This is a genomic window from Ensifer sp. BR816 (assembly GCF_000378985.1).
Taxonomy (GTDB): domain Bacteria; phylum Pseudomonadota; class Alphaproteobacteria; order Rhizobiales; family Rhizobiaceae; genus Sinorhizobium.
On record NZ_KB905370.1, the window covers coordinates 1118064 to 1142812 of the forward strand.

The 24749-nt window shown below is 63.7% G+C and carries 22 protein-coding genes; 6 read left to right on the plus strand and 16 right to left on the minus strand.

Going from position 1 to position 24749, the window contains the following annotated elements; genetic code table 11:
* Window positions 1-71: 71 nt before the first annotated feature.
* The 9 genes from glmM to tolQ form a co-directional block, all read right to left on the minus strand.
* On the minus strand, window positions 72-1424 hold the full coding sequence (gene glmM / locus RHIBR816_RS0105430) for a phosphoglucosamine mutase (protein WP_026186672.1): 1353 nt from the start codon (window positions 1422-1424) through the stop codon (window positions 72-74).
* Window positions 1425-1794: 370 nt separating this feature from the next.
* Window positions 1795-3729: an ATP-dependent zinc metalloprotease FtsH gene (gene ftsH, locus RHIBR816_RS0105435; RefSeq protein ID WP_018235522.1), complete on the minus strand. Its 1935-nt coding sequence runs from the start codon at window positions 3727-3729 to the stop codon at window positions 1795-1797.
* Window positions 3730-3828: 99 nt separating this feature from the next.
* The gene (gene tilS, locus RHIBR816_RS0105440) at window positions 3829-5166 is read right to left on the minus strand and encodes a tRNA lysidine(34) synthetase TilS (RefSeq protein ID WP_018235523.1); all 1338 of its coding nucleotides are present in this window, start codon (window positions 5164-5166) and stop codon (window positions 3829-3831) included.
* Window positions 5167-5176: 10 nt separating this feature from the next.
* Complete coding sequence (gene ybgF, locus RHIBR816_RS0105445; protein ID WP_018235524.1) at window positions 5177-6202, minus strand: tol-pal system protein YbgF; 1026 nt, start codon at window positions 6200-6202, stop codon at window positions 5177-5179.
* A 193-nt stretch (window positions 6203-6395) separates the two neighbouring features.
* Window positions 6396-6926 carry a peptidoglycan-associated lipoprotein Pal gene (pal, locus tag RHIBR816_RS0105450; RefSeq protein WP_018235525.1) on the minus strand — a complete coding sequence of 177 codons (531 nt, stop codon included), beginning with the start codon at window positions 6924-6926 and terminating at the stop codon, window positions 6396-6398.
* A 282-nt stretch (window positions 6927-7208) separates the two neighbouring features.
* A complete protein-coding gene (gene tolB / locus RHIBR816_RS0105455) occupies window positions 7209-8513 on the minus strand; it encodes a Tol-Pal system beta propeller repeat protein TolB (RefSeq protein WP_026186673.1) in 1305 nt (434 codons plus the stop codon).
* 84 nt (window positions 8514-8597) lie between these two features.
* Window positions 8598-9668 carry a hypothetical protein gene (locus RHIBR816_RS0105460; RefSeq protein ID WP_018235527.1) on the minus strand — a complete coding sequence of 357 codons (1071 nt, stop codon included), beginning with the start codon at window positions 9666-9668 and terminating at the stop codon, window positions 8598-8600.
* Window positions 9669-9677: 9 nt separating this feature from the next.
* Entirely contained in the window at window positions 9678-10130 is a 453-nt protein-coding gene (gene tolR, locus RHIBR816_RS0105465) for a protein TolR (protein ID WP_012709285.1), read from the minus strand.
* Between the two features lie 27 nt (window positions 10131-10157).
* Window positions 10158-10880 (minus strand): protein TolQ, encoded by a 723-nt coding sequence (tolQ, locus tag RHIBR816_RS0105470; RefSeq protein ID WP_018235528.1) that lies wholly within the window; start codon window positions 10878-10880, stop codon window positions 10158-10160.
* A gap of 379 nt (window positions 10881-11259) precedes the next feature.
* Here tolQ and RHIBR816_RS0105475 point away from each other — a divergent pair, with 379 nt between their 5' ends.
* Both RHIBR816_RS0105475 and ligD read left to right on the plus strand, forming a co-directional pair.
* Entirely contained in the window at window positions 11260-12114 is an 855-nt protein-coding gene (locus tag RHIBR816_RS0105475; RefSeq protein WP_018235529.1) for a Ku protein, read from the plus strand.
* Window positions 12115-12123: 9 nt separating this feature from the next.
* Complete coding sequence (ligD, locus tag RHIBR816_RS0105480; protein WP_018235530.1) at window positions 12124-14712, plus strand: DNA ligase D; 2589 nt, start codon at window positions 12124-12126, stop codon at window positions 14710-14712.
* 6 nt (window positions 14713-14718) lie between these two features.
* Here the strand turns inward: ligD and ybgC are convergent, their stop codons facing one another.
* Window positions 14719-15171 carry a tol-pal system-associated acyl-CoA thioesterase gene (gene ybgC / locus RHIBR816_RS0105485; RefSeq protein WP_026186674.1) on the minus strand — a complete coding sequence of 151 codons (453 nt, stop codon included), beginning with the start codon at window positions 15169-15171 and terminating at the stop codon, window positions 14719-14721.
* 125 nt (window positions 15172-15296) lie between these two features.
* Between ybgC and RHIBR816_RS0105490 the strand changes: the two genes are divergently transcribed.
* The 3 genes from RHIBR816_RS0105490 to RHIBR816_RS0105500 are packed head-to-tail and all read left to right on the plus strand — an operon-like array spanning window position 15297 to window position 18315.
* Window positions 15297-16517, plus strand: a complete 1221-nt coding sequence (locus RHIBR816_RS0105490) for an NAD-dependent epimerase/dehydratase family protein (RefSeq protein ID WP_018235532.1) — start codon at window positions 15297-15299, stop codon at window positions 16515-16517.
* Complete coding sequence (locus RHIBR816_RS0105495) at window positions 16514-17392, plus strand: glycosyltransferase (protein WP_018235533.1); 879 nt, start codon at window positions 16514-16516, stop codon at window positions 17390-17392. The genes RHIBR816_RS0105490 and RHIBR816_RS0105495 overlap by 4 nt, the downstream gene beginning before the upstream one ends.
* Window positions 17389-18315: an NAD(P)-dependent oxidoreductase gene (locus RHIBR816_RS0105500; protein ID WP_018235534.1), complete on the plus strand. Its 927-nt coding sequence runs from the start codon at window positions 17389-17391 to the stop codon at window positions 18313-18315. Before RHIBR816_RS0105495 ends, RHIBR816_RS0105500 begins: the two co-directional genes overlap by 4 nt.
* Window positions 18316-18351: 36 nt before the next feature.
* On the opposite strand, the gene RHIBR816_RS0105505 is transcribed toward RHIBR816_RS0105500, so the two are convergent.
* The 4 genes from RHIBR816_RS0105505 to ruvC all read right to left on the minus strand — a co-directional run bounded on the left by RHIBR816_RS0105505 (window position 18352) and on the right by ruvC (window position 21605).
* Window positions 18352-19254, minus strand: coding sequence for a metallophosphoesterase (locus RHIBR816_RS0105505; RefSeq protein ID WP_018235535.1), 903 nt, complete (start codon window positions 19252-19254; stop codon window positions 18352-18354).
* Between the two features lies 1 nt (window position 19255).
* Window positions 19256-20296 (minus strand): Holliday junction branch migration DNA helicase RuvB, encoded by a 1041-nt coding sequence (gene ruvB / locus RHIBR816_RS0105510; RefSeq protein ID WP_018235536.1) that lies wholly within the window; start codon window positions 20294-20296, stop codon window positions 19256-19258.
* Between the two features lie 152 nt (window positions 20297-20448).
* The gene (gene ruvA / locus RHIBR816_RS0105515; protein WP_018235537.1) at window positions 20449-21066 is read right to left on the minus strand and encodes a Holliday junction branch migration protein RuvA; all 618 of its coding nucleotides are present in this window, start codon (window positions 21064-21066) and stop codon (window positions 20449-20451) included.
* 26 nt (window positions 21067-21092) lie between these two features.
* Window positions 21093-21605 (minus strand): crossover junction endodeoxyribonuclease RuvC, encoded by a 513-nt coding sequence (gene ruvC / locus RHIBR816_RS0105520; RefSeq protein WP_018235538.1) that lies wholly within the window; start codon window positions 21603-21605, stop codon window positions 21093-21095.
* A gap of 169 nt (window positions 21606-21774) precedes the next feature.
* Here ruvC and RHIBR816_RS0105525 point away from each other — a divergent pair, with 169 nt between their 5' ends.
* On the plus strand, window positions 21775-22776 hold the full coding sequence (locus RHIBR816_RS0105525; protein ID WP_018235539.1) for an LLM class flavin-dependent oxidoreductase: 1002 nt from the start codon (window positions 21775-21777) through the stop codon (window positions 22774-22776).
* 244 nt (window positions 22777-23020) lie between these two features.
* On the opposite strand, the gene RHIBR816_RS0105530 is transcribed toward RHIBR816_RS0105525, so the two are convergent.
* Both RHIBR816_RS0105530 and RHIBR816_RS0105535 read right to left on the minus strand, forming a co-directional pair.
* Window positions 23021-23767 (minus strand): YebC/PmpR family DNA-binding transcriptional regulator, encoded by a 747-nt coding sequence (locus tag RHIBR816_RS0105530; RefSeq protein ID WP_026186675.1) that lies wholly within the window; start codon window positions 23765-23767, stop codon window positions 23021-23023.
* A 138-nt stretch (window positions 23768-23905) separates the two neighbouring features.
* Window positions 23906-24745 carry an MBL fold metallo-hydrolase gene (locus tag RHIBR816_RS0105535; RefSeq protein ID WP_018235541.1) on the minus strand — a complete coding sequence of 280 codons (840 nt, stop codon included), beginning with the start codon at window positions 24743-24745 and terminating at the stop codon, window positions 23906-23908.
* Between the last annotated feature and the right edge of the window lie 4 nt (window positions 24746-24749).

Genomic DNA, 24749 nt, shown 5'->3' on the forward strand with positions numbered 1-24749 from the left:
CGGATGCGCGCCATAGCAAAAGGCCGGCAGTACTGCCGGCCTTCGCAACGTGTTGAGCGTCCAAAAAAATGCTAGGCGGCGTTGCGCACGCTGCCGATCACATTGACCAGTTCGTCGACGATCCGCTCGACCTTGCTGCGATCGTCGCCTTCCGCCATCACGCGGATCAGCGGCTCGGTGCCGGAGGGGCGGATCAACAGCCGGCCGCTCTTGGCGAGCTCCGCTTCGGCGTCGGCAATCGCCTGGCGCACCGCCTCGTGTTCGAGCGGCTTGCCCGCCGAGACACGCACATTCTTCAGCACCTGCGGCACTGGCTCGAAGCGCTGGCAGACCTCGCTCACCGCCCTGCCCTGCCGTTTGACGACGGCGAGGATCTGCAGCGCCGCGACAAGGCCGTCACCGGTCGTGCCGAAATCGGAGAGCACGATGTGGCCGGACTGCTCGCCGCCGACATTCAGGCCGTCCTGTCGCATCTGCTCGACGACATAGCGGTCGCCGACCTTGGTGCGATGGAGTCTGAGGCGGCGGGCCTGCAGATAGCGCTCGAGGCCGAGGTTCGACATCACGGTGGCGGCGATACCGCCGCCCTTCAGCATGCCGTCGGCCGCCCAACTGTCGGCGATCACGGCCATCAACTGGTCGCCATCGATCACCGTGCCTGTTTCGTCGACGATCAGCACCCGGTCAGCGTCGCCGTCGAGCGCGATGCCGATATCGGCCCGCACCTCATGAACCTTCTTCTGCAGGGCCTCCGGATGGGTCGATCCGCATTCGAGGTTGATGTTGACGCCGTTCGGCTCGGTGCCGACAGTCACCACTTCAGCGCCAAGTTCCCACAGCGCCGACGGGGCGACCTTGTAGGCGGCACCGTTCGCACAGTCGATGGCAATCCTCAGTCCCTTCAGGGTGACGTCGCGCGGCAGCGTCCGCTTCGCCTGTTCGATATAGCGGTAGATGTCGCCGTCGACGCGCTTGGCGCGGCCGATGTCCTCCGGCTTGGCAAGCTGCCCGGACATGTCCTGGTCGATAAGCTCCTCGATCTTCTGCTCGATGTCGTCGGAGAGCTTGTAACCGTCCGGCCCGAACAGCTTGATGCCGTTGTCGCGGAAGGGATTGTGCGACGCGGAGATCATCACGCCGATGTCGGCGCGGAGCGACCGGGTCAGCATGGCAACACCCGGCGTCGGGATCGGGCCGAGCAGGAAGACATCGAGACCGGCGGCCGTGAAGCCGGCAACCATGGCGTTTTCGAGCATGTAGCCCGAAAGGCGCGTGTCCTTGCCGATCACCACGCGGTGACGATGCGCGCCGTTGCGGAAAATGGTTCCGACCGCGACGCCGACCCGCATGGCGAGATCCGCGGTCATCGGGAAGATATTGGATTGGCCGCGAATACCGTCGGTGCCAAAATACTTGCGCTTCATAAGAACTCCATCGTCCTGCTTCGGCAGGATCTCTTTTGCCGGCCGCGTCTGGTTGCGTGTTCCACGACTGGTTTTCATGTCCACCCGACCTCGTCTGCAGGCCTTATCCAAAGCGGGACTGGAAACTGCGGTCGCGCTTCCGTCCCTCGCTCAATTACCGTACGCTCCATCCGCTCAAATGGGTAAATGGGGCGGCTTTGCGCCATCTTTGGCACAAATGCACAGCAAACGGCAGCAACTCTATCATCAGAAATCATTACAGCGCGTTACCAAGCGCCGCGCATGGCGATGCCTTAACGCCGCAAAAAACCGCCGCTCCCTTCGGAAGCGGCGGAATTGATGGTCATGACTTGGCTGCCACCGGCTGCTGCTATTGTGGCTGCGGCTCGAAGCCGCCCTCGGGTTCCTCACCCTTGTTGGCTTCCTTCTTCGTGCCGGCCGACGGCACGGCCGATCCGCGATGCGGCGGCGTGTCGTCGCCAAGGTCGCGGGCGGGCTTCTCGCCGCGGATCAAAGCCTTGATCTCGTCGCCGGTCAGCGTCTCGTATTCCAGGAGCCCTTCGGCGAGCGCCACGAACTCGTGGTGCTTTTCCGTCAGGATGCTGCGCGCCGCTTCGTAGGCGTCGTCGATCAGGCGGCGGATCTCGTTGTCGATCTTCTGCGCCGTCGCTTCGGAGACGTTCTTCTGCTGCGCCACGGAGTGGCCGAGGAAGACCTCCTGCTGGTTCTCTCCATAGGCAACCTGGCCGAGCTGGTCGGAGAAGCCCCATTGCGTCACCATCGCCCGCGCAAGCTTCGTCGCCTGCTCGATATCGGACGACGCGCCGGAGGTGATGTTTTCCTTGCCGAAGGTGAGCTCCTCGGCGACGCGTCCGCCCATCATGATGGCAAGGCGGGAGATCATCCACTTGTAGCTCATCGAATAGCGGTCGCCCTCGGGCAACTGCATCACCATGCCGAGCGCGCGGCCGCGGGGAATGATCGTCGCCTTGTGCAGCGGATCAGCCGAAGGAACGTTAAGGGCGACGATCGCGTGACCGGCCTCGTGATAGGCGGTCAGCTTCTTCTCGGCCTCGGTCATGGCGGAGGAGCGACGCTCCGCACCCATCATGATCTTGTCCTTGGCGTCCTCGAATTCCTGCATGGTGACGAGGCGCTTGTTGCGCCGCGCCGCCATCAGCGCCGCCTCGTTGACGAGGTTCATCAGGTCGGCGCCGGAGAAGCCGGGCGTGCCGCGCGCCAGAACCTTGAGGTCGACATTCGGCGCCAGCGGCACGTTGCGGACATGCACCTTGAGAATGCGCTCGCGGCCGTTGATGTCCGGGTTCGGCACGACGACCTGGCGGTCGAAGCGGCCCGGACGCAGGAGCGCCGGATCGAGCACGTCGGGGCGGTTCGTCGCGGCGATCAGGATGATGCCTTCGTTCGCCTCGAAGCCGTCCATCTCGACGAGCAACTGGTTGAGCGTCTGCTCGCGCTCGTCATTGCCGCCGCCGAGGCCGGCGCCGCGATGACGGCCGACCGCGTCGATTTCATCTATGAAGATGATGCAGGGCGCGTTTTTCTTCGCCTGCTCGAACATGTCGCGGACGCGCGAGGCGCCGACACCGACGAACATTTCGACGAAGTCGGAACCCGAAATGGTGAAGAAGGGCACGTTCGCTTCGCCGGCAACCGAGCGGGCAAGCAATGTCTTGCCGGTGCCGGGCGGGCCGACCAGCAGCACGCCGCGCGGGATGCGGCCGCCGAGCCGCTGGAACTTCTGCGGGTCGCGCAGGAATTCGACGATTTCCTCGAGGTCCTGCTTGGCTTCGTCGACGCCCGCGACATCGTCAAAGGTCACCCGGCCGTGCGCCTCCGTCAGCAGTTTCGCCTTGGACTTGCCGAAGCCCATCGCACCGCGTGAGCCGCCCTGCATCTGCCGCATGAAGAACAGCCACACGCCGAGGATCAGAAGCATCGGCAACAGCGTGCCGATATAGCTCAGGAACCCGGAAGAACCGTCGGTTTCCGGACGCACCGTCACCGTTACGTCCTTCGCCTCGAGCCGCTCGGTCAGGGCCGTGTCGACGGCGGGGGCATAGGTCTGGAACGTCGCACCGCTCTCGACATAGGTACCGATCACCTTGGAGCCCGTAATCACGACGTCTTTCACGCGGCTGGCATCGACGTCCTTCAGGAATTGCGAGAAGGGAATTTCACGCGAACCCGTCCGCTCTGTCGGCTGCTGGAACATGCTGAATAGCGCGATCAGGAGAAGCGCTATGATTGCCCAGAGGGCAAAATTTCGAAAATTAGGGTTCATCGAACTCCCCGGAACCAGTGACAGCCCGAGCTTTCGCCGGACTGCTTTATGTTCCCTAACATAGGGTTCCGGCAACGCCTTGCCAAGGAAAACCGCCGGTTACCTTGCCATTTCTGTCAAAACCTCATCGACTGGCGGCGCAGAGTATCGGTCGCGCCCGAACGACAGCGCGATCGTATCCGCCATGATCCTGTCGAAACCCGGCAAAAAGGTGTCGTATGGGCCGATCCGGCATTCGAGCCGGGCCGCCGTGGCCTCGAGGCCGAGGTCGCCGGCCTCCGCTGGCGCGATGCGCGGCGCCGCCAGCGATGCCCTTCCGGCAACCCCCGGAGGCAGGCCTGCGGCAATAAGCCTCTGCCTCCACGCCCCGCCTTCGGCCTCGGCGCTGATCGTCAGGGCCGGCCCGAGGCTCGTGACGTTGAACCGGCCATCCCAGGTCGCGCTCTCCCCTCTACCGATCCTGAGCACCGGCAGGTCGCGGGGCTCCCGATAGAGATAGAGGCCGCTTCGGCGTCGGTCGAAGACCACGCGCCCCGCCGTCATACGCCCTGCCTCGCCCGACTGCAGAAAGCCGGACAGGCGCTTGATCGTTGTACGTCCGGGCAGATGTTCACGGCCGCCGATAACCGCGCCTACGGTCATCAAGGCGCGGCGCCAATCGGGATCGTCCATCCGTGCGGCCTGCGTCGCCTCGACCGCCGCGACGAGCCCCTCGTGAACGCGCAAATGCTCTCTGAGCAAGGCAGCGGCTCTTGCGGAAGAAGCGGCACGTTTCGGTCCGGCCGTGGCAGAGGCCGAAACATGGTCGGAGGCCCCGAGGCTGGCGCGCACGCGGACCCGCTCGAATAGTGGATTGACATTGCTCGGATCGTCGATCCAGCCAATGCCGCGAGCCTCGAGAAAGGCGCGGATGTCGGTCCGTCGCACCTCGAGGAATGGTCGCAAGACCCAGATACGGCGTCCGTAGAGCATGGCTGCCGCCATCCCCGCACTGCCTGGCCCTTCTCCCTGGTCGCGCGCGCCGCGCATGGCGATCGTCTCGTTCTGGTCATCGCGCGTGTGCCCGGTGACCATACAGTCGGCCTGGAAAGTGGCTGCGGTTTCGGCCAGCAGATCGTAGCGTTTGCGACGCGCCGCCGCCTGAACTCCGCTGAGCGGTTTGTCGCCCTGCCAGCGGCAGATGACGTGGGGAATGCCGAGACTTGCGCAGAACGCCGCGACGGCCGCGGCCTCATCGGCGGACTCCGGCCTCAAGGCATGGTCGACCGTGCAGGCGACGAGCGAGAACGCGTCGAATTCGGCTGCTCCCAGCGCCGAGTGAAGCGCGACGAGGAGCCCCTTGGAATCGCTGCCGCCGGAGATCGCGACGAGAATTCGGCCTGGCCTGGAAAAGGATCTGAGAAAACGTGTAGCCGCAACGATGACGGCTTTTGGCATTGGGTGGGCCTCAGCAGCCAAAGCGGCTCTGCTCGCTCGTCACCTTCGACTTCACCGCAGCCGATGCCTTGGGATAACGCTTGCTTACCTCGCGCAGGGTTGCGCAGGCGGTTTCCTTGTTGTCGAGCGCGCCGAGCGACATGCCGAGCTTGAGCAGCATCTCCGGTGCCTTCGGCGACTTGCCATAGGCCTGATGCGCATTCAGGAAAGTCTTGGCGGCGTCGCTGTATTTACCCTGGGAATATTGTGCCTCGCCCATCCAGAAACTGGCATCGGCCGCCTTGTCACCCTCCGGGAAGGCGTCGAGGTAGGAGCGGAATTCCTGCTCGGCCATGCCGTAGTCGCCGGAAAGAACATGGCCATAGGCGGATTGATAAAGATCGCCCGGATTGCTGAGGGCCGCGGTTTGCTGCTCGTTTCCGGGATTGGCGTTGAGGCCGGCATTGCCCTGATCGGCGACCCCCGTATCGACGCCCGGAAGCGTGGCGTTGGCGCCGGGCTCGGTTCCCGCGGTTGCCGATACCGGATTGCCGTTCTCGTCGAAGATGATCTGGCCGAGCGTGCTTGGCGGCGGCGCGGTGCCCGCGGCATTCGGGTCGGCGCTGGCCATCCCCGTGCCGTCCGCCGGCGCGGTCGTCGTCGGGCTATCCGTCACCTCGGGGGTGACGGACGCCTGATCGCTGGACTTCGGCGTTTCGAGTGCGCCGCTTTTCTTGGAGGAAGACTTGCCGCTTTCCAGATCCTGGAAGCGGAACTCGTTGTCCTCCTGGAACTTCCGGATCTGCTCCTGCATCTGCAGGAGTTGGAAGCTCATTTCCTCGATACGCCCGTTGAGCGAGCGGATCTGTTCCTCTAGTTGGCCAATCCGGCCGACTTCGGCCGATTGCACCTTCACCACCGGCAGGTCGCCCTTGCTGGCGGCATCGGCTTGGGTCGCGCGGGCCAGCAGCCCCGAGAGCGGCATGGCATTCGCCGATTGGCCGAGGCCCGCAAGGGCCGCAAGACCGATCAGCCCCGCCACGACAAATTTCTTCATCTCATTTGTCCTGTTCGATAGATTGTTCCCACCCCGGATCGCGCTCCGCAGTACTTTCCGACGATTCCATGAGGCGGGTGCCGCACAGTTTTCCAATTGCTGTGAAAAAGCAACGGAGTTCGGCCAAAGTGTGGTAAAAAAGAAAGGGCGGCCCGCGGCCGCCCTTTCAAATTCATCTTAAGTGGCTCGCCTATCAGCTCCCGGCACCACCGAGAACGGTGACGGCACGGCGGTTCTGCGACCAGCAGGAAATGTCGTCGCAAACGGCGACCGGCTTTTCCTTGCCGTAGGAGATCGTCCGCATGCGGTTTGCCGGAACGCCGCGGCTGGCGAGATACTCGCGCGTCGCAGCGGCGCGGCGGGCGCCGAGCGCCAGGTTGTATTCACGCGTGCCGCGCTCGTCGGCGTGGCCTTCGACGGTGATGGCGTAGTTCGGATACTTCGCCAGCCACTGGGCCTGACGGTCGAGCGTCGCCTGGGCATCCGCACGGATCGAGCTCGAATCGGTATCGAAGAAGATGCGGTCGCCGACATTGACGGTGAAGTCCTGCTGCGAGCCCGGCGTCGCAGCGCCCGCGCCGAGACCGAGGCCGGCGGCATCGTTCGGCAGGTTCTTCTTGGAAGCGCAGCCGGCAACGGCAAGCGTCATGAAGAGGGCGAGCATGACGGGATTGCGGGCAATGGTCTGCATGCGGCTTGCTGCCGGGGTGTCAATTCGGCTCATGGGCCGGGTCTCCTTGAGAAGTGTCTGAATTCACGGTTGCCAGACTGTAACCGGAAGCGGTTAATTGCTTTTCAACAGGTATGGTTAACAAATCGACAATCTGCGACGGAGGGCCTGCTACAACAGCACTTTGCGGCGAGAAAGCGGCACATTCGCCGCATTTCCCGCCACAGCTGTGGACACAGCGATCACGATGAATTTGGTCGGAATCACGAATGTGATCGAGTCGTACGTTCTGGAAGGGTGCGGGCGAAAAACCGCCCGCACTTTTTCTGTCCCGCGCTATTCCATCAGCGGCGACCAGGCCGGATCCGAAGCGAAGCCCTTGGTCTGGATGATCTGCTCGTTGTAGCCCGTCAGATCGATGGAGTAGAGCTGGGGCCCGCCGGCACCGGCATTCTGGCGGAAGAACATCAGGACGCGGCCGTTCGGTGCCCAGGTCGGCCCCTCGTTATGGAAACCGGTGGTGAGAATGCGCTCGCCCGAGCCGTCCGGCTTCATCACGCCGATCGAGAACTTGCCGCCCGACTGCTTGGTGAAGGCGATCAGGTCACCGCGCGGAGACCAGACCGGCGTCGAATAGGAACCGTCGCCGAAGGAAATGCGCGTCTGTCCGGAGCCGTCGGCGCCCATGACGTAGAGCTGCTGCTTGCCGCCGCGGTCGCTTTCGAAGACCACCCGGCTGCCGTCCGGCGAATAGGAGGGCGAAGTATCGATCGCCGCGGTGTTTGTCAGCCGCGTCGTCGTGCGTGAGCGCAGGTCCATCGTATAGATGTTGGCGTTGCCTTCCTGCTGCAGGCTCATGATCACCCGCTGCCCGTCCGGCGAGAAGCGCGGCGCAAAGGTCATGCCCGGGAAGTTGCCGACCACTTCGCGCTGTCCCGTTTCGAGCTGCAGCAGATACACCCGCGGCTGCTGGTTTTCGAAGGACATATAGGTGATTTCCTGACGGTTCGGCGAGAAGCGCGGCGTCAGCACGATGTCGTTCGAATTGGTGAGCGCGCGGGCGTTGAAACCGTCCTGGTCCATGATCGCAAGCTGGCGCTGACGGGCATTCTTCGGACCGCTTTCGGCAACATAGACGATGCGCGTGTCGAAATAGCCTTTTTCGCCGGTGATCCGCTCATAGATCGCATCCGCGATGATATGGGCGACACGACGCCAGTTTTCCGGCTGGGTGTAGAATTGCTGGCCGAGCATCTGCTGCCCCGCAAACGTGTCCCACAGGCGGAACTCCGCCTTCAGCCTGCCGTCGCCTTCCTGCGTGACGCGCCCGGTGACGAGCGCCTGCGCATTGATCACCTTCCAGTCCTCGAAGCGAGGAGCGGCGTCCGGGTTGGCGATCTTCTCGATGAAGGCACCCTTGTCGATCGGTGCGAAAAGCCCGGAGCGCTTGAGGTCGGCGGCGACCACGTCGGAGATCTTCTGGCCGAGCTCACCCTGGAGGAAGTCGGTGATCGCGACCGGCAGCGGTTCGACGTTACCCTTGTTGATGTTGATCTCGACGCGCGCGTTCACCGGCGAGGCCATGAGCCCGCAGCTCGCGACAAGCACCATCAGGAGGCGGATAAAATTGCGTCTCAGCATTTCCGTAAAGCCTTTCAGCATTTCGTTTTCCGGGTAAGGTCAGGAAAGCCTGCGTGCTGTCGCCTGCATCCCGCCCCAACCTAACTAGAGCATTGAGCTCGGGTCGAAATTGACGACGACCTCGCTCCACGAATCGTATTTGTCGGCCGGCAGTCCCGTGAAGGGCGCGGATTTCAAGATGGCGCGGCGTGCACCGCCCATCAGCGCCCGGCGTGCTGCGTCGGAACCGCCCGTCGCCTCGACTTCCGGCTCGCCGATCAGTTCGCCGTTCTGGTCGAGCCGCATCGTCACCTTGATCCGCACGTCGGTCGCATCGGCCATGCCGGGAATGATCGACCAATTGTTCTGGATCTGACCGCGCAGCGCGTCCATTTCGCTCTGCGAAAGGGTGTTGCCGCTCGTCGTCTTCTTGCCGCCGAGCGCTGCCTCCTCGGTCGAGCGCTTGGCGCCGCCGCCGGAGGAATCCTGCTTGTTGAGCAGCGCCGCGATCTCGTCGGCGTTGAAGTCGCTCTCCTTCTGGGAGGACGCCTTCTTCTGCTCCTTCTTGGTCTCTTCCTTCTTGCGCTCCGGCGTCTTGGCCGTCTGCGCCGGCTTTTCGACCTTCGGCTTCACCTGCGGTGTCGGCACCTTGTCCGGCAACGCCTCGGCCTCGGGGTTCTCGGCGGGCTGTTCCTCGGCTGGCGCCGGTTCCGGTTTGGTGTCCGGCTTCACGTCCTGTTTCGGCTCTGGCAGCGCCGCGACTTCGGTCGCGGGTTCCGAGGCAGGCTTCGTTTCCTCGACCTTCTCGATCTCTTCCTTCACCGGGTCGGGTGTCGGCGGAGCCTTCTCGGTTTTTTGCGGGGCAGCCGCAGATTCGTTCTCGACAGGCTTGCTTTCAGGCTTCGGCGGCGTCTTCAGGTCGACGTCGTTGTCGCCGATATTCTCGGCGTTCTCGACCGGCGTCGGCTTCTTGGTCGGGACGGGCGAAGCCTTTTCCTTAGCCGGCGCCTTCTTGTCGCCCTGCTGGATCTGGGTCATGTCGGTGATCGGCACGATGTCGACCGGCAGCGCCTCGACATCCGCGACCTCGAATTCGGCCGGGCTGCCAAGCGACACCAGCGCCCAGGTCAGGACCAGGGCGTGGAGGACAGCAGATGTAGCAAGACCGCCCTTCATGTCCGGGGATCACTTTTCCTGTTCTTGAAGCGTTACCAGCCCGAGATTCTTGAAGCCGGCCGCAGAGATGCGCGCCATGACCTTCATCACCGTGCCGTAGTCGGCATTGGTGTCGCCGCGCACATAGATGCGCTCGTTGTAGCCCGTCGTGGCGATCGCCTCGAGCTTCGGAACGACCTCGTCGATGCCGATCGGCGTCTCCTGCAGGAAGATTTCGCCGGCCGGATTGACCGAGACCGTGATCGGCTGGGTGTCGGCGTTCATCGCCTTCGCCTGCGTTTCCGGCAGGTCGATCGGCACGCCCACGGTCATCATCGGGGCTGCCACCATGAAGATGATCAGGAGCACCAGCATGACGTCGACCAGCGGCGTGACGTTGATTTCGCTGATCGTGCCGCCCTTGCCTCTACGTCGACGGCGTCCGCCGCCCGATCCCTTGGCTCCGCCTACTGCCATACCCATCCGCGTCGTCTCCGTGCTCGAAGGTCGTTATTGCGCGGCCTGGCGCGAAGAAGGCTGCAGCTTCTCGTCGATCTGCCGCGACAGGATGGCGGAGAACTCGTCGGCGAAAGCTTCCATGCGGGCACTAAGCTTGCCGGCGTCGGCAGTGAACTTGTTATAGGCAATAACCGCGGGAATAGCGGCGAGCAGACCGATGGCGGTCGCCAGCAGCGCCTCGGCGATACCCGGCGCAACGACGGCGAGGTTCGTCGATTTCGAGCCGGCGATCGCCTGGAACGATGTCATGATGCCGACCACCGTGCCGAAGAGGCCGATGAAGGGGGCGGCCGAACCGATCGTCGCGAGCGAGCCGAGCCGAGCCTCGAGCGATTCGGATTCGCGGGCAAGCGTCACGTCCATGGCACGGTCGATGCGCATCTGCAGGCCGATCGGCGAGCGTGCTCCGCGTTCGAAGCTCTTCTTCCATTCGCGCATCGCCGAGACGAAGATCGCGCCCATCCCGGCCGTCTGCCGATCGGAAAGGGTACGGTAGAGTTCCTCGAGCGACTGGCCGGACCAGAAGACCTGCTCGAAATTGTCGAGCTGACGGCGAACGCGCCCATAGTTCAGCGACTTGTCGACCACGATCGCCCAGGTCCAGACCGAAGCTGCAATCAGCCCCAGCATGACCAGCTTGACGACCAAGCCTGCTTGCATGAACAGCGACCAGAGGGTCACATCGCTCGTCGCGGCCAATCCAACCTGTTCCATCGATCTCAGTCCCCGAATCCAAACACCCGGCAGGAGCAACGCATGCTCGTGACCGGGTCGCCCAAACGTCCTGCTGCAAAATGCCCCGGCATCGCCGCCGTTCGCGGCATTGCGATCTACTCGCCTTAGCCTGCCTTCTTGCCGTCAATTTTGGTCAAAGGATGACGTGCACTGCACAAATCCTGATACACAGATAAAGACACTATTATCGTTAAGGGAGTGTTACCGGATCGGCGCCTCACCGGAAGGTGCGGCGCGGAACTTCGCCACAGCTCGTACGTTTCCGGACCATGGGCGCTGAAACCTGCAGACGACCGAGGCGAAACCGTCGCGATCAATCGACCGCAAGGATGCGGCCGCGGCAGTGCGGGGCATAGCGATGGCGGCGCGCGCGCTCTGGAAAGGACAGCTTCGCCTGTCGCTGGTCTCGATCGGGGTCGAGCTGTTCAGTGCCACCCGCTCCGGGTCGAGCATTTCCTTTCGGCAAATCCATGAGCCGTCCGGCAAACCGGTCCACTACGAGAAAGTGGTCGAAGGCGTCGGGCCGGTCGACGTCGACGACATCGTCAAGGGTTTTGAGTACGAGGACGACCGATACGTCCTGCTCGACCCCGAGGAGATCGATGCGATCAAACTCGAGACCAAGAAGACGCTGGAACTCGTTCAGTTCGTCGATGTCGGCGAGATTCCTCCGCTCTATTTCGACAAACCCTACTACCTCGTCCCGGCAGACGACCTGGCAGAGGATGCCTATCGCGTCGTCCGCGATGCACTCAAGTCGGCGAACAAGATCGGGCTCGGTCAACTGACATTGCGGGGCCGGGAATATCTCGTCGCCGTGAAACCCTGCGGCGACGGCCTCCTCCTGGAAACGCTGCGGTATGCCGACGAGTTGCGGAAGGCCGACCCGATGTTCTCGGAGATATCCGGCAGGAAAGCCGACAAGGAACTGCTGGAGGTCGCCGCGGCGCTGATCGAGAAGAAGACCGCTCCCTTCGACGCGGACGCCTTCAAGGACAATTATGCGGCAGCGCTCCGGGATCTCGTGAAACGCAAGATGAAGGGCAAGACGGCCCGTGTCGAAGTCGAGGAAGGCGATCGGCCTCCGCGCCGCAGCGACAACGTCGTCGACCTTATGGCCGCCCTGAAGAAGAGCCTCGAAGGCAACGAACCGAAGAAGAAGCAGGCAAAGTCGCAAGCGTCTTCGCGCCGCAGCCGGCGGAAATCGGCGTGAGGACGATCCATGGCCGCGCGCAGCCAACCGCTTTCCGAATACAATCGGCGCCGCGATTTTACGAAGACGCGCGAACCGAAGGGTGCAGTTGTTCACACACGGCCCGGAGACAAGCGCTTTCTCGTCCAGAAGCACGACGCAACCCGGCTTCACTATGATTTTCGCCTCGAATGGGAGGGCGTGCTGAAGAGCTGGGCGGTCACCCGCGGGCCGAGCCTCAATCCGGAGGACAAGCGCCTCGCTATCCGCACCGAGGATCATCCGCTCGCCTATGGCGACTTCGAAGGCACGATCCCGGAAGGCGAATACGGCGGCGGCACGGTCATGCTCTGGGACACCGGATGGTGGGAGCCGGAAGATGATCCCGCCAAGGGCTTGAAGAAGGGCAAGCTCGCCTTCCGCCTGCACGGCAGCCGCATGAAGGGCGGCTGGGCGCTCGTGCGCATGCGTCCGCGCGACGGCGAAAAGCGGGAAAGCTGGCTGCTGGTCAAGCAGGACGACGATAGCGCGTCAGAGGACGGCGAGAGCCTGATAAAACAGCACGTGGTGAGCGTGCGGACCGGCCGAACGATGGACGAGATCGCCGAAGGCCAGGGCGAAAAACGCGCGCGTGTCTGGCACTCCAACAAGAGTACCGCCGCCAATCTCAAGGCGGGCGCAGTTGCGCAAGAGGGCGGGAGCAGCAAGCGTTCGGCGCGAAAATCCTCCGGCAAGCCACCTGCCTTCCGGCCGCCGCAGCTCGCGACCCTGGTGACGAAAGCACCCACCGGCGACGACTGGCTGAATGAAGCCAAGTTCGATGGCTACCGCCTGATGGCGGCCGTCGGCGGAGGGACCGCGCGCTGCTATACGCGCAACGGCCTCGACTGGACCGAAAAGTTTCCGGCAATCGCTGCGGCGTTGTCGGAACTGGATTGCGGCTCCGCCCTGATCGACGGCGAAGTGGTGGCACTGGCGGACGAAGGGTCGAGTTTCTCCGCCTTGCAGAAGGCCTTGAGGACCGGTGCGAGCACGCGCTTCTACGCCTTCGACCTGATCGAGCTCGACGGCAAGGACCTGAGCCGCAAGCCGCTCCTCGAAAGGAAGGAGAAGCTGAAGGCGCTGCTCGGCTCGCTCGGTACCACGGCGACCGTGCAATTCAGCGAGCATATCCGCGGGAACGGCGAGCACGTGCTCGCGGCGATGTGCAAGGCCGGGCAGGAAGGCATCATCGCCAAGGAGGCGAAGGCCCCCTATCGCAGCGGCCGCACACGAAGCTGGCTGAAGGTGAAATGCACGAAGCGCCAGGAGTTCGTCATCGGCGGCTACACCCCCTCGACCAAGAAGGGGCGTGCCTTCGCCTCGCTGCTCCTCGGCACGTTCGAGGGCGGCAAGCTGATCTATCGGGGCGGCGTCGGCACCGGCTTCGGCGAAAAGGTGATGGAGACGCTTGCCGCCGCCTTTGTGAAGCGCAAGCGCCAGACGCCGCCCTTCGATCAAGTGCCACGGGAAAGGAGCCGGGATGCCGTCTGGCTAAAGCCAGACCTTGTGGCGGAGGTGGATTTCGCGGAATTTACCGCTGACGGGCATATCCGCCACGGATCGTTCGAAGGATTGCGCGACGACAAGGAGGCCAAGGCCGTGAAGCTCGAAACACCGAAGCCGACAGAGGCGACGTCAAAGACCGGCAGGAGCAAGGCCTCGTCAACGAGCAGGGCAGGACATGGCGGCGACGATGTCGTCGGCGTCCGCATCTCACATCCCGATCGGATCCTCTTCCAGGGCCAGGGCATCACCAAGATCGACCTTGCCCGCTACTATGCGGTGGTCGCGGAGCGGATGCTCCCCCTTGTCGCCGGCCATCCCCTATCCCTGGTGCGCTGTCCGCAGGGCGGCCAGCGGCATTGCTTCTACCAGAAGCACGCCAGCGATGGTTTCCCCGATGACATCCGGGAAGTACCGATCGAGGAATCGTCCGGCGGCACCGAAAACTACATGTATGTGCGCGATCCCAAGGGCCTGGTCGCCGCCGTGCAGATGGGCACGCTCGAATTTCACATCTGGGGTGCGACGATCGACAGGTTGGAAACGCCCGACCGGCTGGTCTTCGACTTCGACCCCGATCCGAGCGTCGATTTCAAGACCGTGAAAAGCGCCGCGATTGCCTTGCGCGACGAACTCGCGGACATCGGTCTGCAATCCTTCGCGCTCGTCACCGGCGGCAAAGGCGTTCATGTCGTCGTGCCGCTCGTCCGGCGGGCGGCATGGGATGACGCCAAGAGCTTCGCCAAGGCCGTGGCGCAGAACATCGCCGATCGCGATCCGGATCATTTCGTTGCCACCATGTCGAAGGCGAAGCGCAAGGGGCGGATCTTCATCGACTGGCTGAGAAACGAGCGCGGCGCCACGGCGATCGCCCCCTATTCCAGCCGCGCCCGCGAAGGCGGACCGATCGCCACCCCGGTCGGATGGGACGAGCTCGAACGGCTGGATGCGGCCAACACCTTCCGCATCGGCGATATCCTCGAGCGCATCGAAGCGGGCACGGACCCCTGGCGCGAGATCGGCAAGGTCAAGCAATCGCTGACGAAGAAGATGCTGGACTCGGTCGTGAAGTAGGACGTCTCAGATCGCCCTCTGCGCCGCCAGGAACTTCGTCGCCAGCGCCTCCGGCAGTCGGCGCGGGCGGCCCTGGCCGTTGATCACGGCGATGATCACCTTGGCGGCGATCAGCAGGGCGCCGGCGCGGCGGATCTCCTGCTGCAGCACCATCTTGGCGCCGCCGGCCTTTTCGGTAGACGTCTCGATCGTCAGGACGTCGTCCATGCGCGCCGGCGACTTGAAGTCGATCTCCATGCGGTGAACCACGAAAACGAGGCCTTCCGCATCGCCCTCGACGGCGAGCGACGCCTGCTCCACGCCCAGCAACCGGAGATAATCGGTCCGCGCACGTTCCATGAAATGCAGGTAGCGGGCATGGTAGACCACGCCCGAGAAATCGGTATCCTCGTAATAGACCCGCTGGATCAAACGGTGGCCGGTCTCGGTCAGCTCGCCGGCAAGCGAAATCAGTGACATGGCATTCTCCGGGAGAATTTTGCTTTTCCTGTGCAGGATCAAAAAGACATTTGCAAGCATTGCAGCTTTGTCACAATCCTGTCCTATCAGGTCCCGTGTCCTCTTCCCGATCAGGAGAATCGTGCATGAAGATCGCAATCCTCGGCGGTGATGGTTTTGTCGGCTGGCCCACCGCGTTGCATCTGTCCGATCAGGGCCACGACATCTACATTCTCGACAATCTCTCCCGCCGCTGGATCGATACCGAACTCGGCGTGCAATCCTTGACCCCGATGGATTCCATCCAGGAACGCACCCGCATCTGGCATGCGGAGACCGGCCGGCGCATCCACTTCAACCTGATCGATCTTGCCCGCGACTACGAGCTTCTGAAGAAGTGGCTTGCCGAGCACCGCCCCGACGCGATCGTGCATTTCGCCGAGCAGCGCGCCGCGCCCTATTCGATGAAGAGCGACCGCCACAAGAACTACACGGTCAACAACAATGTCAACGCGACGCACAACCTCCTGAATGCACTGGTCGAGCTCGACCTCGACGCCCATCTCGTGCATCTCGGCACCATGGGCGTCTACGGCTATTCGACGATCGGCGCGGCGATCCCCGAGGGCTACCTGCCTGTCGGGGTCGAGACCATGGACGGCGAAACGGTCAGCCAGGAGATCCTCTACCCGTCCAATCCGGGCTCGATCTACCACATGACCAAGTGCCTCGATCAGCTGCTGTTCCAGTTCTATGCGAAGAATGACGGGCTCCGGATCACCGACCTGCACCAGGGCATCGTCTGGGGTACCCATACGGAGCAGACGCGCCGGCATCCGCAGCTCATCAACCGCTTCGACTATGACGGCGACTATGGCACGGTGCTCAATCGCTTCCTGATCCAGGCGGCGATCGGCTATCCGCTGACGGTTCACGGCAGCGGCGGCCAGACCCGCGCCTTCATCCATATCCAGGACTCGGTGCGCTGCATCGAACTCGCGCTCATAAACCCGCCGGCGCGCGGCAGCCGCGTCGAAATCTTCAACCAGATGACCGAGACGCACCGCGTCCGGGACCTGGCCGAGATGCTCGCCAGGATGACCGGCTCCGAGATCGCCTGGTTGCCGAACCCGCGCAAGGAAGCGGCGGAAAACGATCTCGTCGTGCAGAACGAAAAGTTCCTGGCGCTCGGGCTCGATCCGATCCGGCTCGAAGATGGGCTGCTTTCCGAGATCGTCGACGTGGCGAAGAAATTTGCCTATCGCGTCGACCGTTCGCGGGTACCGGCCGTCTCGGCCTGGACGAAGGACATCGCTCCCCTGATCAACCATGATCCGGAGGGCAAGCGGCTGAAATCCGTTTCATGAGCCCGGCAACGACCAATCCCGAGGAGTTCGGCGCCGCTTCTTCGCCCGCCAGCCGCCATGCCTTCGTGACGCTCGTCACCAATGCCGACTATGCGCTCGGCGCGCGGGCCCTATTGCGGTCGATCCGCCTGACGCGGACGCCGGCGGACATCGTCGTGCTTTACACCGGCGGTGTCGACGCCGCCGCACTCGGGCCGCTGACCGAATTCGACTGTCGGCTGATCGAGACCGAGCTGCTGCCGCTTTCGGACGAATTCAATGCCCGCCATGCACGCGGCAACGTCCATGAGAAGGCGCCCTTCATCAAGGGGCGGAAACCGGACTTCCATTCGCCGCTCGACAATTTCTGCAAGCTCCGGCTCTGGCAACTCGTCGAATACGAGCGCTGCGTGTTCATCGACGCCGATGCGCTCGTGCTGCGCAACATCGACAAGCTCTTCCTCTATCCGGAGTTTTCCGCAGCCCCGAATGTCTACGAAAGCCTTGCCGATTTTCACCGGCTGAACTCCGGCGTCTTCGTTGCAAAGCCATCGGTCGAAACCTTCGAAGGGATGCTTGCCGCACTCGACGCGCCAGAGGCCTTCTGGCCGCGCACCGACCAGACCTTTCTGCAGAGCTTCTTTCCCGATTGGCACGGCCTGCCTGTGACGATGAACATGCTGCAATATGCCTGGTTCAACCTGCCGGCGCTCTGGGACTGGCGCTCGATCGGCGTCCTTCACTACCAGTATGAGAAGCCGTGGGAGAAGGACCATCCGCGTATGGAGGTGCTGCGTCCGCTGATCGAGCTCTGGCATGCCTACCTGACCGGCGAGAATATTCCCGACGTAGCGGCTCTCGCGAATCCGGCCAGAACTGATACCGGCTCGTCGTGACCCGCGTCCTCGTCTCCGGCGGCACAGGCTACGTCGGCCGTTTCATCGTCGAGCACCTGTTGGCGCGCGGCTACAAGGTCTCGGTCGGCGGACGGACGCAACCGGCGGACGGCTTCTTCTCGCGCCCGGTGCCCCATGTACCGCTTCGGCTCGATCCGGATGCCGACCAGATCGCCGCCTTCGACAACATCTATTATTTCGTCCACGCCGCCTTCGAGCATGTCGAGGGCAAGTACCGCGGCGGCGAAGGCGCGGATCCGCAAGGTTTTCGCCGCGCCAATCTCGCCGGCTCGGTTCGGCTGTTCGAGGCGGCGCGTGCTGCCGGCGTACGCCGCTGCGTCTTTCTGTCGAGCCGCGCCGTGTACGGCGACAGAGCGTCGCCTATCGTCGACGAGGCCTCGCCCGCCGAACCCGACACGCTCTATGGCGCAATCAAGCTCGGCACGGAGGACACGCTGAAATCAATGACCGGCCACGACTTCGTCACCGCCAGCTTGCGCGTCACCGGCGTCTACGGACCGGCCGGACCCGGCCGTAGGCACAAGTGGAGCAGTCTTTTTGCCGACTATCTCGCCGGCCGGCCGGTTGCGTCGCGGGTCGGCACGGAAGTGCATGGCGACGATGTCGCCAAGGCCGTGCGCCTCATGCTGGAAGCCGATCCGGCCAGGGTTTCCGGCCAAATCTTCAATGTCTCGGACGTGCTGACCGGCAACCATGAGATCCTTTCCATTCTGAAGGCAGTGACCGGCTGTGCGCACCCTTTGCCGCCGGCCGCGGAGATAGGTGAATTCAACGTGATGTCGACAGACAAGCTGCGCGCGCTCGGCTGGGTGCCCGGGGGAGAAGAAAGGCTGGCGTCGACGATCCGGGCGTTGGCCGGAAATACTCAATCATTGATCGGCTTCGAGCCAGAGGATCGCTGATCGTCCAGGTCGGATAGGGGCAAAGTTGACGTGAGCCTACCCGAGATCGACCACGACAATCTCCGGCGGCACTCCGAAGCGGATGGGGGCAATCGAGCAACCAAGTCCGCCGGAGACGATCAGGTTGCGCTCTTCCTCGACGATGTGGCCATAGGCATAGCGGTCGCCGTAGCGCGAAGGCACGACGGGCGAATGGCCGATGAAACGGACCTGCCCGCCATGGGTATGGCCGGAAAGCGTCAGCGAGACCCGCGACGGCACCTTCGGAAAGATATCCGGCTCGTGCGCCAGCAGGATAACCGGCGCGTCATCGCTCACCTGCGCCAGCGTCCCATCGAGATCGTCGAGCCCGCCCATTGTGCCGCGCTTCCATTTCCTGCCCGGCAGAAGCGCAAGCTGGTCCTCGAGCCCGGCGATCCAGAAGCCGAAACCATCCTTCTCCAGGCGGATGGCGCGGTTGCTGTAGACCGGGATGCCGACATCGGCCAAAGCGCGATGGCCGAAGGTTTCGCCGCCGCCGTTCTTCTGGGCGGTCCTGTCCTCCCACCAATCGTGATTGCCCATGATCGCGTGGACGCCGAGCGGGGCTTGAAGCGTCGAGAGCGCCTTTGACCACTCGCTCGAATGGACGTAGCGGGTAACGAGATTCATGCCGGAGGCATAGTCTCCGAGAAGAACGGTGATATCGCCGCCGAGTGCATTGGCGCGCTCGCATATGGAAGCAATCCGCCTCGCCGACATCCAGGGTTCACAGGCATGCAGGTCGGCAAGCGCGACGACGCGCAGCTTGAGTCCCGGCGTCCAGCCGGGCGGCGTCAGGCCGTAATGCGCGATCCGCAGACGCACCAGCGGCTCGAAGGCAAAGGCATAGCCGCCAAGCGCCATGGCGCTCGCGAAACCGCCGCCGAGAACTTTCATGAAGCCGCGGCGGGTGATCATCTCAGTCGTCCTCGAGCGTCAGCCGGAACTGTGCCGCCTCGACGTCCTTCGGCGGATTGAGCCCCAGATGCTTCCAGGCGTTGGCCGTCAGGACGCGGCCGCGCGGCGTGCGCTGGATGAAGCCCTGCTGGATCAGGTAGGGTTCGATGATGTCCTCGATTGCGTCACGCGGCTCGGAAAGCCCGGCCGCGATCGTCTCGATGCCGACCGGCCCGCCGCCGAAATTATGGGCGATCATCGTCAGGTAGCGGCGGTCGAGCTGGTCGAGTCCCATGCTGTCGACGAGCAGCCGGGTGAGTGCCTCGTCGGCGATCTCCCGGGTCACGGCCTCGGCACGCGCCACCTCGGCGAAATCGCGCACCCGCCGCAACAGGCGGCCGGCGATGCGCGGCGTGCCGCGCGCCCGGCGGGCGATTTCGCGCGCGCCCTCATCCGTCATGCCGAGTCCCATCAGCCGCGCGCCGCGGCGGACGATCAGTTCCAGTTCTTCGACGGTGTAGAAGTTGAGCCGCACAGGGATGCCGAAGCGGTCGCGCAGCGGCGTCGTCAGCAGGCCGAGCCGCGTCGTCGCCGCCACCAGCGTGAATTTGGCAAGGTCGATCTTCACCGAACGCGCCGCCGGGCCCTCGCCGATGATCAGATCGAGCTGGAAATCCTCCATGGCCGGATAGAGGATTTCCTCGACCGCCGGGTTCAGGCGATGGATCTCATCGATGAACAGCACGTCGCGCTCTTCGAGATTGGTGAGCAGCGCCGCGAGATCACCGGCCTTGGCGATGACCGGTCCAGATGTCGAGCGAAAATTGACGCCGAGCTCCTTCGCCATGATCTGCGCTAGCGTCGTCTTGCCGAGACCAGGCGGGCCGACGAAGAGCACGTGATCGAGCGCCTCGCCGCGGTTCTTCGCCGCCTCGATGAAGATCTTGAGGTTGGCGCGCGCCTCTTTCTGGCCGGTGAACTCGTCGAGCGACTGCGGACGCAGCGTCGCATCGAGGTCCTCGCCCCGCTTTTCCGGCGCAATCAGGCGTGCGGCTTCGGTCATCTCAAACTTCCATTGCGGGGTGGATCGCGCCGCCGCTCAACGCCGCTCTGCGCCTCTCGACCATAGTGGGAGCGCGTCTGCCAATCCAGTGCGATCGCATCATGACCCCTCACTCCAATTCCATTGTGGCCGCAGAAAGGCTTGGCTCGCCCTCAGCGCGCCAACTCCTTCAGCCCAAGGCGGATCAGCTTCGCGCTGTCGCCTCCCTCGCCACCATTTTTCAAGGCCGCGGCGACCGCGTTCGCCGCCTGATCGCGCGAATAACCGAGATTGGTCAACGCCGAGACCGCGTCGGAAACCGGCGCGGAAGCGACGCCCTCGCCCAGCTCCTGCTTGAGCCCGATCGACGCCGACATCTCGCCGGCAAAGGCCGGAGCCTTGTTCTTCAGCTCCGTGACGATCCGCACTGCCACCTTCGGCCCGACGCCGGGAGCGCGCGCAACCGACGTCTTGTCCTGCAGCGCGATGGCATTGGCGAGTTCTCCCGGGGTCAGCGTCGAAAGCAGCGCCAGCGCCACCTTCGAGCCCACGCCCTGGACGGTCTGCAGCAGACGGAACCATTCACGCTCGAGCGCCGACAGGAAGCCGAACAGCTTCAACTGGTCTTCGCGCACATAGGTGTCGATGAAGAGCACGGCCGCCTCGCCAGCCGAGCCGAGCTTGCCGAGTGTGCGCGCCGAACAATAGGCGACATATCCGACCCCGTGGACATCGAGAACGACATAATCCTCGGCGATCTCGTCGATGGTGCCCTTGAGCTTGCCGATCATCTGGCTTCCGTTCTTTGTCTGCTCTACTAACCGGCAAGCGCCGCAAGGCGGCTGGTGACCGCCTGCCTGTTATGCGCATGGCAGATGGCGATCGCAAGCGCGTCGGCCGCGTCGTTGCCCTTGAACTCGACCTTTGGCATCAAGACCTTCAACATCATGTGAATCTGCTGCTTCTCGCCATGGCCGACGCCAATCACCGCTTTCTTCACCGCATTCGGCGCATATTCGGCGACCCTGAGGCCGGCACGGGCCGGAACCAGCATGGCAATGCCGCGCGCCTGGCCGAGCTTCAGCGTCGCCGTCGCATCCTTGTTGACGAAGGTCTGCTCCACGGCAGCCTCATGTGGCTGGTAGCTGTGCACCACGTCGGCAAGGCCGTCGTGCAATTGACAAAGGCGCGAGGCGAGGTCCATTTCGCCGTCCGACGTCACCGTGCCCGAGGCGACGAAGCGCAGCGAATTGCCGAGCGTGTCGATGATTCCCCAGCCGGTGCGCCTCAGCCCCGGATCGATGCCGATGATGCGAATCGTAGTCTGCATGTCTCACCCTATGTCGGTCGACGGGACGCTGCCAGCAAAAAGTGAACAAAACAAAAACATTACACAGAAACGCTGCGGGTCTGCCGAAAAGCGATGCCGAACCCTTGGCCTTAGGAAACTTGAACCTACATTGCGATCGATCAATTTCTCTTAACCGAAGGCGTTCGCCATGATCCCTTTCTCCATTCTCGACCTGTCGCCGATTACCGAGGGCGGCAGCGTCGCCCAGTCGCTGCAAAACTCCCGCCGGCTTGCCGTCGCAGCCGAGGAAAACGGCTACGCGCGCTTCTGGCTGGCCGAGCATCACGGCATGAAGGGTATCGCCAGCGCCGCGACGTCGATCGTCATCTCGCACGTGGCGTCGGCGACAAAAACCATCCGCGTCGGGTCCGGCGGCATCATGCTTCCGAACCATTCGCCGCTCGTGATCGCCGAGCAGTTCGGTACGCTTGCGGCCCTTTATCCCGGCCGCATCGATCTCGGCCTCGGCCGCGCCCCCGGCACGGACATGCGGACCGCGCAGGCGCTCCGGCGCAACATGGAGGCAAGCTCCAACAATTTTCCGAACGACGTCGTGGAATTGCAGGCGCTCCTGGGTCCGGTCAGCGAAGACCAGAAGATCATCGCGGTTCCCGGAGCGGATTCGAACGTGCCGCTCTGGCTGCTCGGCTCAAGCCATTTCAGCGCCCATCTCGCCGGCATGCTCGGGCTGCCCTTCGCCTTCGCCTCGCATTTCGCGCCGGACATGCTTCTCTCGGCGCTCGAAATCTACCGCGAGCGCTTCACGCCGTCGCCGCAGCTCGACAGGCCGCATGTCATGGTCGGCGTCATGGGCGTCGCGGCCGACACGGACGAGGAGGCGAATTATCTCTTCACCTCGATGCAGCAGTCCTTCGTAGCGCTTCGCCGCAATGCGCGAGGCCGCTTCCCGCCGCCCGTCCAGTCGATGGATGGGCTGTGGACCCCGGACGAGACGATCTTCGTCGACCACGCCATGAGCTATGCGGTCGTCGGCGGTCCCGAAACCATCCGCCGCAAGATCGCGTCCTTCGTCGATCTCACCAAGGCCGACGAATTGATCATCTCCATGCCGATCTTCGACATGGAGGCGCGGCTGCATTCGTTGAAGCTGTTCGCGGAGGCGCAAAGGGCGCTGGCAGGGTCAGCCTGACCACACTGGTGTGGTACCCCCCTCTGCCCTGCCGGGCATCTCCCCCACAAGGGGGGAGATTGGCAAGCGGCGATGTCCCGCTCAACCAGTTATGCTTCTTGCATGACGGAAGCCCACCATATCGGCATCCCCGAACTCACTGTCGGGCAGCGCGCTGCTTCTGGCCGATCTCCCCCCTTGCGGGGGAGATGCCCGGCAGGGCAGAGGGGGGTATCGCACCCGCTTGCCCCGCGCCGAACAGACCTCAGGCCGACAGCTTCGCCAGCACTTCCTCGGACACCTCGAAGTTCGAATAGACGTTCTGGACGTCGTCGTCGTCTTCGAGATTGTCGATGAGCTTCATCAGCGACTGGGCCTTTTCCTCGTCGACCGGCACGGTGTTCTGCGGCTTCCAGATCGCCTTGACCGTTTCGGCCTCGCCGAGCACGCCCTCGAGCGCCTTCGAGACGTCGCCGATTTCTTCGAAACCGCAGATGATCGTGTGGGCTTCCTCGTCCGTCGCGACGTCATCGGCACCCGCCTCGATCGCTGCTTCCATCACCTTGTCGGAGTCGCCCGCGGAGAGCGGGTAGGTGATTTCGCCGACGCGATCGAAGGAGAAGGAGACCGAACCGGTTTCACCGAGCGCGCCGCCCGCCTTGGTGAAGAGGGAGCGGACATTGGAAGCGGTGCGGTTGCGGTTGTCGGTCAGCGCCTCGACGATGACGGCGACGCCGCCCGGGCCGTAGCCCTCGTAGCGGACTTCCTCGTAGTTCTCCGCATCGCCGCCGGCAGCCTTCTTGATGGCGCGCTCGATGTTGTCCTTCGGCATCGATTGCGCCTTGGCGTTCTGGATTGCCAGCCGCAGGCGCGGGTTCATGGCCGGGTCGGGCATGCCGGACTTCGCAGCGACGGTGATTTCGCGTGCGAGCTTGGAAAACATTTTGGAGCGCACCGCATCCTGACGGCCCTTGCGGTGCATGATGTTCTTGAATTGTGAATGGCCAGCCATGGCGCCCTCTGCATGCATGAATTTATTGGGATGGGGCGCCTTATAGTTTCATTGCCGCTTTTCGTCCAGCGGGGCCTGGTCTTCGGCACGCGGAATCCGCGGCCGCAGCGCATGCACTGAGCCTGGACAAGAGAAGCGTCAGACGCCCAGAAGCACGTGGATCAGCGGTTTGCCCGGCAGCGTGCGCAGGGACACCGTAATGCTCGGGCCGGTGGCGAAGCTCTTGTCGTAGTCCTCCCCGAACATGGCCAGGAAATCGCCGATGGGCGGTCCGCGCCGGTGCATCGGCAGGATCAGCGCCGCGCGCAGCCGCGAGGTGACGCGGCTCATGCTTTCGGCCCCCATCGTCAGGCCGCCGTCGACCGGCACCATCAGCACGTCGAGCCGGCCGATCTGGCGGTAGTGGCTGTCGTCGAGTTCGTGATGCAGGTGGCCGAGATGGCCGATGCAGAGGCCGGCGACCTCGAAGATGAAGATCGAATTGCCGTCGGGCTCCATGCCCTCGAAGCCGGAACGGATGTCGGTCGTCACGTTTCGGATATAGGCGTCGCCGACGACGATGTCGTGGTCCGCCGGCTCGCCGTCGTCGCCCCAACCGTGCAGCACGTAGCGGATCGCCGGATCAGGCGTCAGCGTGTAGTGGCTCGAATGGGCCTTGTTCATCGTCACGACGTCCGGGGGCGCCGCGGGCCGGAACCAGCCGTTGTAGTCGGTGGCGATCGATATGCCGCCGGGCGTCTCGATCAGAAAGGTCGAGTGGCCGAGATAGGTGATGGTGACGTCGCCATCGGTGTTTGCCGCGACGGGCGAGATTTCGGGTGTCGCAAAGCTGGCGAAGGTCGCTGACGGCGTGGCTTCCGCGATCGCTTGGCACTGGCTGACATGGGCGGACGCGTCCTCTGCATGGGCAGGCTCCGGCCAGACCACATGAATGAACCAGATGGCGAGCAGAGTGTAGGTAAGGTATCGCAGCAGCATCCTC

Bases quoted from the DNA above. Each gene is read 5' to 3' on its own strand.
- RHIBR816_RS0105525 (WP_018235539.1), top strand. From the start codon at position 21,775: ATGATCCCTTTCTCCATTCTCGACCTGTCGCCGATTACCGAGGGCGGC.
- ruvB (WP_018235536.1), bottom strand. From the start codon at position 20,296: ATGACCGAAGCCGCACGCCTGATTGCGCCGGAAAAGCGGGGCGAGGAC.
- RHIBR816_RS0105530 (WP_026186675.1), bottom strand. From the start codon at position 23,767: ATGGCTGGCCATTCACAATTCAAGAACATCATGCACCGCAAGGGCCGT.
- RHIBR816_RS0105460 (WP_018235527.1), bottom strand. From the start codon at position 9,668: ATGAAGGGCGGTCTTGCTACATCTGCTGTCCTCCACGCCCTGGTCCTG.
- ftsH (WP_018235522.1), bottom strand. From the start codon at position 3,729: ATGAACCCTAATTTTCGAAATTTTGCCCTCTGGGCAATCATAGCGCTT.
- tolQ (WP_018235528.1), bottom strand. From the start codon at position 10,880: ATGGAACAGGTTGGATTGGCCGCGACGAGCGATGTGACCCTCTGGTCG.
- RHIBR816_RS0105535 (WP_018235541.1), bottom strand. From the start codon at position 24,745: ATGCTGCTGCGATACCTTACCTACACTCTGCTCGCCATCTGGTTCATT.
- tolR (WP_012709285.1), bottom strand. From the start codon at position 10,130: ATGGGTATGGCAGTAGGCGGAGCCAAGGGATCGGGCGGCGGACGCCGT.
- ligD (WP_018235530.1), top strand. From the start codon at position 12,124: ATGGCCGCGCGCAGCCAACCGCTTTCCGAATACAATCGGCGCCGCGAT.
- ybgC (WP_026186674.1), bottom strand. From the start codon at position 15,171: ATGTCACTGATTTCGCTTGCCGGCGAGCTGACCGAGACCGGCCACCGT.
- glmM (WP_026186672.1), bottom strand. From the start codon at position 1,424: ATGAAGCGCAAGTATTTTGGCACCGACGGTATTCGCGGCCAATCCAAT.
- RHIBR816_RS0105490 (WP_018235532.1), top strand. From the start codon at position 15,297: ATGAAGATCGCAATCCTCGGCGGTGATGGTTTTGTCGGCTGGCCCACC.
- tilS (WP_018235523.1), bottom strand. From the start codon at position 5,166: ATGCCAAAAGCCGTCATCGTTGCGGCTACACGTTTTCTCAGATCCTTT.
- pal (WP_018235525.1), bottom strand. From the start codon at position 6,926: ATGAGCCGAATTGACACCCCGGCAGCAAGCCGCATGCAGACCATTGCC.
- RHIBR816_RS0105475 (WP_018235529.1), top strand. From the start codon at position 11,260: ATGGCGGCGCGCGCGCTCTGGAAAGGACAGCTTCGCCTGTCGCTGGTC.
- ybgF (WP_018235524.1), bottom strand. From the start codon at position 6,202: ATGAAGAAATTTGTCGTGGCGGGGCTGATCGGTCTTGCGGCCCTTGCG.
- ruvC (WP_018235538.1), bottom strand. From the start codon at position 21,605: ATGCAGACTACGATTCGCATCATCGGCATCGATCCGGGGCTGAGGCGC.
- tolB (WP_026186673.1), bottom strand. From the start codon at position 8,513: ATGCTGAGACGCAATTTTATCCGCCTCCTGATGGTGCTTGTCGCGAGC.
- ruvA (WP_018235537.1), bottom strand. From the start codon at position 21,066: ATGATCGGCAAGCTCAAGGGCACCATCGACGAGATCGCCGAGGATTAT.
- RHIBR816_RS0105495 (WP_018235533.1), top strand. From the start codon at position 16,514: ATGAGCCCGGCAACGACCAATCCCGAGGAGTTCGGCGCCGCTTCTTCG.
- RHIBR816_RS0105505 (WP_018235535.1), bottom strand. From the start codon at position 19,254: ATGATCACCCGCCGCGGCTTCATGAAAGTTCTCGGCGGCGGTTTCGCG.